Origin of the sequence: Mesorhizobium sp. CA7, from assembly GCF_020165015.1 — a bacterium.
In the GTDB taxonomy this organism is placed as follows: domain Bacteria; phylum Pseudomonadota; class Alphaproteobacteria; order Rhizobiales; family Rhizobiaceae; genus Mesorhizobium.
In genome coordinates this window covers 209,096-218,500 of sequence record NZ_JAIUHH010000007.1, presented here as the reverse complement: position 1 = coordinate 218,500, position 9,405 = coordinate 209,096, and the positions used below count along the sequence as shown (strand labels likewise).

Here is a 9,405-nt window from a genome sequence, read left to right as displayed (position 1 = left end):
ACCGATCCGTTCGGCACGATCGTGTCGCCCGGCAGCGGCGACAGCCTGATCGGCCGCCTCGGCATCTCGGCCGACTATGAGGACCAGTGGGCCGACAGCGCCGGCCAGGTGAGCCGGGCGCATGTCTACGGCATCGCCAACCTCTATTACGACTTCCTCGGCGGAACCGATGTCGATGTCTCGGGCGTCAAGCTTTCCAGCCAGAACCAGAAATTCTGGGGCGGCGTCGGTCTCGGCGGCTCGCTCGACTTCGGCGACGGCAAATACTCGGTCTATGGCGAGGCGCTGGCCAGGACCAGCCTGGCGAGCTTTGGCGAGAGCAATGTCATCAGCGGCAAGCTCGGCTTCAGCGTGCGCTGGTAGCGGCATCGACGAGGCACCGGCATAGCTTGGTTAAGCAATACAATGCGCGCTGTTGTGCGCATTCTCTGTAGTTCGCATTCCCGGCGGTCCGACTTTTTGAGAGATGGAAACGAGATGAAACGAAACAGACGAATTGGACGTGTCACTCTGGTAGCGGCAAGCCTGCTCTCAATGGCAGCCGCATTCGCGCAAGAAACCGCGGCTCTGCCCGGAGGGGCGACCTCACTCAGGGAAGGGCATGGCGACTGGGCCGTCTCTTGCAATCTTGCCGCCCAGAACGGCACCAACGTGAAAGTCTGCGCGCTGTCGCAGGAGCAGACCGACAGTCAGTCGCGTCAGCGCGTGGTGGCGATGGAGTTGCGCCCGGCCGCAGAGGCCGTCCAGGGAACGCTGGTGCTGCCGTTCGGCCTGGCGCTCGACCAGGGCGTGACGCTGCAGATCGATGACGGCCCGACCCTGCCGCCGCTGCGCTTCCGCACCTGCCTTCCCGGCGGCTGCCTGGTGGATCTGAATTTTGATACCGATACGTTGGCGACCCTTCGTGAAGGCAAAAGCCTCAAAGTCAAGGTGGTCGCCGACGGCGGCAAGGAGACCAATCTGGCGCTCTCGCTGAACGGCTTCCCCAGCGCGGTCGACAGGACGGTGGCACTGTTGAAGTAGACGTTTCTATTTCCCGTATCGCTGCTCCAGGGCTTCGGCAATGTGTTCGCAAAGCAGGTCTCCGGTGACGATGGTGACGTGGAGACGGATGCATGCACCCTGCGGATCAACCATCGTGACCACCGCGCCGCGGTCGGAGTATTCGAACGTGTCCAGAACCTTGTGAATGACGAACTCAGCTATATTGGGCGCAGAGCCTGCGGGATCTTCCACGGCCTTCCTCCATCCCGAAATCAGCGGGTCATGCCTTGGTCAACAATCGTGTATCGACGCGGTCTCCTCCGACAGCTGCCCGATCTTTAAATATGTAGCGGATTGCCCTAGCGTCCAGGAGAGTACGCGCCATCGCGCACACCTGTTGAGCGGGGAGTATCTCTTTGCTCACAAGGGCAAAGGGTAAGCGTTCCGCAAGAGCGGCGTGAAAATGCTCGCGGCGCGTTGAACCAAGGCGGCTCGGTGAACCGGAAGTGGCACCAGGGACAGGGTGCGCTCGGCCTCAAACCGGCGCTGGCAGGGCAGACGATCGTGTGGTGGAGCAGGACCTAGCCGCGACGCTCGCGCTCGCGAGCCGCGTCTATATTAAAAGCAGCGGCCATATCGCCCACGAAGTGCCGGCCGCCGAGCTCAGGAGTCAACTGGACCTGCTGCAGCGCTGTCTTGGCGTCTAGTCCAGGTCGAGGCGCGGTTGCCAGCAATGACGGACGCGCGTGCGATGCCGATCGGTCGCCGTTGTTGGTCACCTTACACTGCGCCAGCCCAACCGTGATTCGATGCGCGAGGCGCTAGCTTTGACCAGATGGATCAGATCCGGGTTCTTCTGTTTCAGCTTGATATCGGGAACCACGATAGAGATCGTCGCCCTGCAAGCCCCCTCGCCGTCGCATATGGGGGCGGCGATGCAGGCCACAGAGAAGTCGGATTCACCGGCCTGGATCGAGAGGCGTTGTTCGAGCGCCGCGGCGGCCGTGCTCGCCAGCACCTTCTCATCCGTTTCGGCTCGGCCGGTCGGGGAAGCCGTTGCGGAGCGCGCAAAAATGGCGCGGCGTTCCTCTTCCGGCAAGTGGCCGACCAGCATGCGGCCGGAGGCGGTCCAGTTGAGGGGGCTGCGAGTGCCTACGCGCGAGGTCACCTGGAAGTGGTCCTTGCCCTCCTTCATGGCGAGCACCACCATGTGATCGCCATCGCGCCCGCAAATCTGGATGGTCTCGCCCGAGTTCTGGGCGAGCTCGTGCATCTCCTGGATCGCGACGTTGAGAAGATCAAGGGTGCGGGCATAGGTCAAACCATAGTGGTAGAGGCGAGGCCCGAGCCACAGGAGCCCGTTGTCCTGCCGGTCAAGCAACTCCTTCTCCACCAGGTCGTCAACGATCACATAGATGGTCGACAGCGGCGCGCCTATGTCGCGGGCGATCTCGTAGGCGGTCGCCGGTCGCTCCACCTTCTGCAGATAATCGAGGATCTGCAGCGCCCGGTCGATGCCGCTGGTGCGCGAGCGGCGCGGCTCAGGCGCCGCAATTGGCGCCGCTTCGATTTGGGCCACTATCCTGGTCATTGGTTCGGACATCTTTCTCAAGGCGAGTGTAGAACGGGATGGCTGTTTGCGATACCTGATACATCAATCCGGCCATTTCAGGATCGCCGCTTCCCGTGCGCGCAGGCGCTCCTCAAAGGACATGGCGGCCATCACGTTCGACTTGCGCGCCTGATCCAGTTCCACGGCCAGCCGCTTTGCCACGACAAGCTCCTCACCCGGATGCAGATTGCAGGGGTCGAGGAAGAAATAGCCGTGCTCGACCTCATGGTCGCGCACGACGACCGGAGGGTCGCCGGCAGCCAGGCGGTCGGCCAGATCCCAGGCGGCAATGCGGGCTTCAGCAGGGTTGACGGAAACTTTCAGGCGATCGAGCGGATTTTTGGTCGGATCCGGGGCGATTTCGGCGATTATACCCGGTCGGCCATCGAGCGCCTCGACCCAGCAGTCGAGCGCCTTGCGTTCGCGGGCGCGGATGCCGTCATGGTCACGTGTTTTCCATGCCTGAAGTGCCGCCACAGCGCCGACGATGCCTTCCTTGCCCACCTTCATGCCGCGGCCAATGCCGCGATTTTGCAGATAGACGTCGCGCACCCTTGCCTTGGATCCGGCAACGATGCCCGAGGTTGGGCCGCCGAGAAACTTGTGACCGGAATAAAGAACCAGGTCGGCTCCATCGGCCAGGAAGCCCTTCAGGTCGTATTCCGACGCCGCATCGACGATCACCGGTACGTTGCGCGCGTGGGCCACTTCGGCGAAAATGTTCAAGGGGATTTGCGCGTAGCCCACCACGTGGTGTGACACGACGTAGACGGCGGCCGCGGTGTTTTCGGTAAGGGCGCCGGCGAGTTGATAGGCCGCGGCACTTGTCGCCTGGCCGACCGGCACGACCTTGGCTCCGGCAATGCGGATCGCCTGCTCGATAGGCGCGCCGTAGCTCACCATATGGCCGGACTGGATGACCACCTCGTCCTTCAGCCCGGCCGCGTCGGGCAGGCGTTCGATCGCGACCAGATCAGGTCCGGTCATGCAGGCTGCCACCGCCAGGCTGATCGCCGCCGAGCAGGACGCCGTGACAAAGCCGGCTTCGGCGCCGGTCAGGTCGGCGATCACGGCGCTGGCGCGACGTTGTAAGTCACTCATTTCGACGAATTCGCTCAGGATCGCCGCCACTGCTTCGACGGCATCCGGCACCACGATGGAGGCGCCGAGCCCAGTCATCGTGCCGGAAACATTGATGACCGGTCTCAAGCCAAGGCGGCGACGAATGTCCTCAATCGGCATGGCGGTGCTCTCCTTAGTGGGAATTCAATCGATGGCGATGATGGCTTCGATCTCGACGGTGATTTGGCCAGGCAGCGAACCGTGCCCGACGGCCGATCGCGCGTGAATTCCGGCCGGACCGAAGACGTCGATGAACAGATCCGAGCAGCCATTGATGACGGCAGGATGGTCGGCGAAATCGGGCACGGCATTGACCATGCCGAGCAGTTTCACCACACGCCGCACACGGCTCAAGTCGTGGAGCGCGGATCGTATCACGGCAAGCAGGTTGATACCGGTCAGCCGTGCATGTGCATAGGCCTGCTCCACCGTCACGTTGCCGCCGACCTTGCCGGTGTACTGCATGCCGTCAGCCTCGGTCGGCCCCTGACCGGACAGGAACAGAAGCTTGCCTTCCTGAACGTGGGTGACAAAATTGGCGATTGGAGGTGGTGCCTGGGGCAGGGTGATGCCCAGCGCCTTCAGGCGGTCATTGGGCGAGCTTTCCGATCGCTTCATCGGCTCGGAAAAAGTCATGTAAGCGAACTCCAGTCAGTCATTTCTTTGGTCGTGGCGAATGCAGGCCACATGATGTCCGCCGCCGATGGGCGAGACCGGCGGGATTGCCGCGGCGCAGGCTTCGATCGCTTCCGGACAGCGAGTGCGAAAGACACAGCCCGATGGCGGATCAATCGGGCTGGGAATATCGCCCAGGAGCGGGACCCGAACGCGCATGCGCGTTGGATCCGGCACCGGTGCGGTTGCCAGTAACGCCCTGGTGTAGGGATGCCGTGGCGCCGCATAGACCAGCCTGCTTGGACCACGCTCCATCACCCGGCCGAGATACATGACGACGACTTCGTCGCACAAATATTCAACCACCGACAGGTCATGCGCGATGAACAGCAGCGTCAGGCCAAGCTGCTTTTGCAGATCGCCAATCAGGTTGAGCACTTGGGCCTGCACCGAGACGTCGAGCGCCGAAACCGGCTCGTCGGCAACAATGAATTCTGGTTCCACCGCAAGTGCCCGGGCAATGCCGATCCGTTGGCGCTGGCCACCTGAAAATTCATGCGGGTAGCGAGAGGCATGATCGGGTGAGAGGCCGACAAGCGCAAGAAGCTCGGCAATGCGGTCCTGCCGCGCCTTGCCACGCAAATAGCCGCGCGCGTCGAGAGCTTCGCCGAGTATCGCGCTGACACGCAGGCGCGGATTGAGGCTGGAGAAAGGGTCCTGAAAGACGATCTGCAGCTTTTGCCGATAAGCGCGCATCTCGCGCGCCGACAGCGAGAAGAGATCGACGCCATTGAACAGGGCTTTGCCGCTGGTCGGCTCGATCAGACGCAAAATGGCGCGACCGGCGGTGGTCTTGCCGGATCCGGATTCACCGACCAGACCGACCGTCGAGCCGCGCTTGACCTCGAAACTGACGTCCTCCACGGCGTGCACGACACGGCCGTTGCGCGCGGGAAACCGCTTTGTCAGTGCCTGGACGCTGAGCAGGGGGGCTGCTTGTGTCGTGTCGTTGGTTTCAGCGTCGGCAATCATAGTTCGGCGCTCCGGATGCAGCGGGAGAACCCTGCCGAGCCCGCCGGCATCAACGGTGGCGGGGCGGCCCGGCACGGGGCGATTGCGTAATCGCAGCGCGGCTCGAAGGCGCAGCCGGGCGGCAGGGCGGTGATCGCCGGCACGCTGCCGGGAATGGAATAGAGTATTTTGCGCTCGCCGGCCGCATCGACGTCGCGCGCCGCATTGGGAGTGCAGGCGAGCAGGCCGCGCGTATAGGGATGGCGCTGATGCGCGAACAGATCGTTGACGGGCGCCTGCTCGACGACGCGGCCGGCATACATGACCACGACGTTGTGCGCGATCTCGGCGACGACACCGAGATTGTGAGTGATGAACAGGATCGACATGCCGAACTGCTGCTGCAGCCGTCGCAAGAGATCAAGAATTTGAGCCTGGATCGTCACGTCGAGCGCCGTCGTCGGCTCATCGGCAATCAGCAGCGAAGGATTGCAGGCAAGCGCCATCGCAATCATCACGCGCTGGCGCATGCCTCCTGACATCTGATGCGGATAATCATCGAGACGCGATGCGGCATCGGGAATTTCCACATGCCGCAGCATCTCCAGCGCCCGCTTGCGCGCTTCCTGCCGGCCGACCGGTTCATGCAGCGCGATCATCTCGCCGATCTGGTCGCCGACGCTATAGAGCGGGTTGAGGCTGGTCATCGGCTCCTGGAAGATCATCGCGACCTCCTTGCCGCGGATGCGGCGGAAATCCTTCGCCGTGAAGCCTGCGAGATCGTCGACTTTGCCGGCCCGGTTGCGAAACAGGATTTTGCCGCCGGCAATACGGCCCGGCTTCGACAGCAGCCCCATGATCGACAAGCTGGTGACCGATTTTCCCGAACCGGATTCGCCGACCACGGCCAGCGTCTCGCCTCGCTTTAGCTCGAAGGTGACGCCGTCGACCGCCTTGGCGGTGACGCGCCGGGTCACGAACCAGGCCTTGAGGTCCTGGACCGAAAGGATCGTGTTCTGGGCCAGCGCCTCGCTCAAGCTTTCCATCCGCAATGAGGACAAGCGCCGTCACCGGCATCCGTGGCGGGCACATGCCGGTGGGCAGGTATCGCGTTCGCGCCCAATATTGCGTAGCGCGGTTCGAACAGCTGGTGCAGCACGCTCGTCGCACCCTGGGAGTCTTTCACCGTCAGTTCGGCATCGGCCAGTTCGAACAATGTGAATTCCGCCGGCTTGCCCTTTTCCAGCAAGCTGTCGGCTGGCAGTCGGATGGCCCGGCGTGGTGCCACAGTCGACGCTGTCACTACGTCCTCGAACGCCATGCCCAGCGGCAGAAGCTTCGACATGGTCGTCGCCATGTCCCACACGGAACCGTCGAGCGAGCGGTTGTGCAGATCGGTCGAGATCGTCTTCGGCGGCAGGCCGCGTTCCAGAGCGGCCTTGGCGACATCAAACGAGAAGGATGCCCCGCCATGGCCGACATCAAGCACGATGCCGCGCGACGCCGCGTCCTCGGCCAGACGGTAGAGATCGTCATCCTCGAGGATCGAGCCGCCGGCCTTGCCATTGAAGCAATGGGTGACGATGTCGCCTTCGGTCAGCAGGCCGAGAATGTCGTCATAGAGCGGCGGCGGCTCGCCAACATGCACCATCACCGGCAGCTTGACGATGCGGCCGAGCTTCTTGGCCAGCCTGACCGGCGTCAGATCCCAGCCGCCGGTGATGACGTGGCTTGCCCGCACCTTCAACCCGACGATGACGTCGCGGTTGGCTTCGATGGTGGCGATGGTTCGGTCGATGTCGATCGAGCGCATGTCGATCAGTTCGCTCACCCGGTTGCAGGCGACAAGCCCGATCGAGCCGATGTTCAAGAATGCGTAGATGTTCTCCTGTGCCGGCTCGACGATGAATTCGCGAAAGCCGTGGAAATTCGCCTCGCCGGCAGAGCCTGCGTCAACCATGGTGGTGACGCCGCTCGCGGCACCACATTGCTGGGGCCGAATGGAGATATCAGTGCCGCCATACCAAACATGGACATGCAGATCGGTCCAGCCGGGCGACAGGAAGGCGCCGTTCGCCTCCACCACCTTGACGTCGTCGCCGGCGCCAATCATCGAGCCGATCTCCGCGATGCGCCCGTCCTTGTCGACGAGCACGTCGATGGCGGGACCGAAACGATCGCCGAACGCCACGGGCCTGGCGCCCCTAATCAGCAGCGGCTGCTTCATTTCGAGAAAACGATTGCCGAACATCAGATGTCCTTTGCCAGACGGGGATCGAGAAGGTCGCGCAGGCCGTCGCCAACCAGTTGCAGGGCCAGCACGGTGATGACGATGGCAGCGCCGGGGAACATCATGATCCAGCCGGCCTGGTCCATGTACTGACGGCCGACCGCAATCATCGTGCCCCAGGTCGGGATGTCGGGAGAGATGCCGACACCGAGAAACGATAGCCCGGCTTCGGCCAGGATGGCGTTGGCGAAGATGAAGGTTCCCTGCACCAGGATCGGCGAGGCGACGTTGCGCAGCACGTGACGCACCAGGATGACCGGCGTCGGCACGCCGAGCGCGCGCGCCGCTTCGACATAGGGCAATTCGCGGATCACCAGCGTTGAGGCGCGCACGACCCGCGCCAGCCTCGGCGCGTAGACGATGCCGAGCGCGACAACTACGTTGACTGCCGTGGCGCCGAGTGCCGCCACCAGGGCGATGGCAAGCAGAATATCGGGAAACGCCATCATGGCGTCGATCAGCCGCGAAAGCGGGGTGTCGAGCTTCCTGAAGAAGCCGGCCATCAGACCAAGGACGATGCCGATCGCCGATGAAAAGACGACGACTGAGAAGCCGACGGAGAGGGAGGTGCGCGCGGCATAGAGCATGCGCGTGAACACGTCGCGGCCGAGATCGTCGGTGCCGAACAGATGCTCGAGGCTTGGCGGATGCAGCCGGCTGGCGATCGAAAGCTTGGTCGGCGCATAGGGCGCGATGATCGGCGCCAGGATCGCCGCCAGTGCGATGACGACGAGCAGGGCCAGCCCCACCGCCGCCGTCGGGCGGCCGAGCAGCCGTGACAGAAGGTTGGGCTCCTGCTGCAGCGGGGTTGCGATCGCGGCCATCAGTAGCGCACCCGCGGATCGATGAGGATGTAGAGCATGTCGATGACGAAATTGACCAGCACGTAAAGGCCAGCGATGACCAGCAGCGCGCCCTGGATGACCGGATAGTCGCGCCGCAGCACCGCCGAGACGACGAGGCTGCCGACCCCCGGCAGGCCGAACACGGTCTCGGTGACGACGGCTCCCGAAATTAGCAGCGCCGCCGTCAGGCCGATCACGGTGAGGATAGGGATAAGCGCATTCTTCAGCGCGTGTTTGAGCACCACGCGCCACTCGCTCATGCCCTTGGAGCGCGCGGTGCGGACGTAATCGTCGTTGAGAACGTCCAGCATCGAGGCGCGCGTGAAGCGCGTGATCAGGGCCGAACTGACAAGGCCGAGCGCCAGCGCCGGCAGCATGAGATGAGCGATGCGATCGCCGAACGAGGCGCCGGGTCCGCCATATCCCGACGTGTCGAACCAGCCGAGCCTGACGGCAAAGACCTGGATGAACAGCAGGCCGAGCCAGAAGCTCGGCACGCTGGCCGCGAACATGGCGATCGTGGTGGCCGCCTGGTCGAAAAGCGAGCCGCGCCTGTAGGCGGATAGGATGCCGACGGGCAGGGCGATCACAGTCGCGATCATGAGCGAGAACACGGTCAGAAAGAAAGTTGGTTCGGCGCGCTGGAGGAGTGCCGTGGTGACCGGCTCTTTGAGGAAGATTGACTGGCCGAAATCTCCCTGCATAACCCCGGCGAGGTAGTGCAAGAACTGTTGCGGGATTGAACCATCAAGTCCCAGTTTGGTGCGAAGGGTAGCGATGTCGGCGGCCGTAGCGTCGGGACCGAGCATGACCGCGGCCGGGTCGCCCGGCGTCACCCGCACGATCACGAAGACGATGGTGGCAACCAGCGCCATCACCACGATCATGCCGAGGAGCCTGTTGAGAACCGAGCGCAGCATCCGCGT

Annotated in this window: 11 protein-coding genes; 2 read left to right on the top strand and 9 right to left on the bottom strand. The window is 63.4% G+C overall.

The window, feature by feature from the left end:
* Both LB552_RS16195 and LB552_RS16190 read left to right on the top strand, forming a co-directional pair.
* A partial coding sequence (locus LB552_RS16195) for an autotransporter outer membrane beta-barrel domain-containing protein (RefSeq protein WP_224608168.1) occupies window positions 1-363 on the top strand: 363 nt, incomplete at its 5' end.
* A gap of 171 nt (window positions 364-534) precedes the next feature.
* On the top strand, window positions 535-1,023 hold the full coding sequence (locus LB552_RS16190) for an invasion associated locus B family protein (RefSeq protein ID WP_224608165.1): 489 nt from the start codon (window positions 535-537) through the stop codon (window positions 1,021-1,023).
* A 6-nt stretch (window positions 1,024-1,029) separates the two neighbouring features.
* On the opposite strand, the gene LB552_RS16185 is transcribed toward LB552_RS16190, so the two are convergent.
* The 9 genes from LB552_RS16185 to LB552_RS16145 form a co-directional block, all read right to left on the bottom strand.
* On the bottom strand, window positions 1,030-1,236 hold the full coding sequence (locus LB552_RS16185; protein WP_224608162.1) for a hypothetical protein: 207 nt from the start codon (window positions 1,234-1,236) through the stop codon (window positions 1,030-1,032).
* Window positions 1,237-1,759: 523 nt separating this feature from the next.
* Window positions 1,760-2,575 (bottom strand): IclR family transcriptional regulator, encoded by an 816-nt coding sequence (locus LB552_RS16180; RefSeq protein WP_224608208.1) that lies wholly within the window; start codon window positions 2,573-2,575, stop codon window positions 1,760-1,762.
* Window positions 2,576-2,638: 63 nt separating this feature from the next.
* Window positions 2,639-3,838: an aminotransferase class V-fold PLP-dependent enzyme gene (locus LB552_RS16175; RefSeq protein WP_224608160.1), complete on the bottom strand. Its 1,200-nt coding sequence runs from the start codon at window positions 3,836-3,838 to the stop codon at window positions 2,639-2,641.
* Between the two features lie 24 nt (window positions 3,839-3,862).
* Window positions 3,863-4,354, bottom strand: coding sequence for a RidA family protein (locus LB552_RS16170; protein ID WP_224608156.1), 492 nt, complete (start codon window positions 4,352-4,354; stop codon window positions 3,863-3,865).
* A 15-nt stretch (window positions 4,355-4,369) separates the two neighbouring features.
* Window positions 4,370-5,365 carry an ABC transporter ATP-binding protein gene (locus LB552_RS16165; protein WP_224608153.1) on the bottom strand — a complete coding sequence of 332 codons (996 nt, stop codon included), beginning with the start codon at window positions 5,363-5,365 and terminating at the stop codon, window positions 4,370-4,372.
* On the bottom strand, window positions 5,362-6,369 hold the full coding sequence (locus LB552_RS16160; protein ID WP_224608206.1) for an ABC transporter ATP-binding protein: 1,008 nt from the start codon (window positions 6,367-6,369) through the stop codon (window positions 5,362-5,364). The genes LB552_RS16165 and LB552_RS16160 overlap by 4 nt, the downstream gene beginning before the upstream one ends.
* 8 nt (window positions 6,370-6,377) lie before the next feature.
* Window positions 6,378-7,595 (bottom strand): amidohydrolase/deacetylase family metallohydrolase, encoded by a 1,218-nt coding sequence (locus LB552_RS16155; RefSeq protein WP_224608150.1) that lies wholly within the window; start codon window positions 7,593-7,595, stop codon window positions 6,378-6,380.
* Window positions 7,595-8,458 carry an ABC transporter permease gene (locus tag LB552_RS16150; protein ID WP_224608147.1) on the bottom strand — a complete coding sequence of 288 codons (864 nt, stop codon included), beginning with the start codon at window positions 8,456-8,458 and terminating at the stop codon, window positions 7,595-7,597. Before LB552_RS16150 ends, LB552_RS16155 begins: the two co-directional genes overlap by 1 nt.
* Entirely contained in the window at window positions 8,458-9,399 is a 942-nt protein-coding gene (locus LB552_RS16145; protein WP_224608144.1) for an ABC transporter permease, read from the bottom strand. The genes LB552_RS16150 and LB552_RS16145 overlap by 1 nt, the downstream gene beginning before the upstream one ends.
* Window positions 9,400-9,405: the final 6 nt, after the last annotated feature.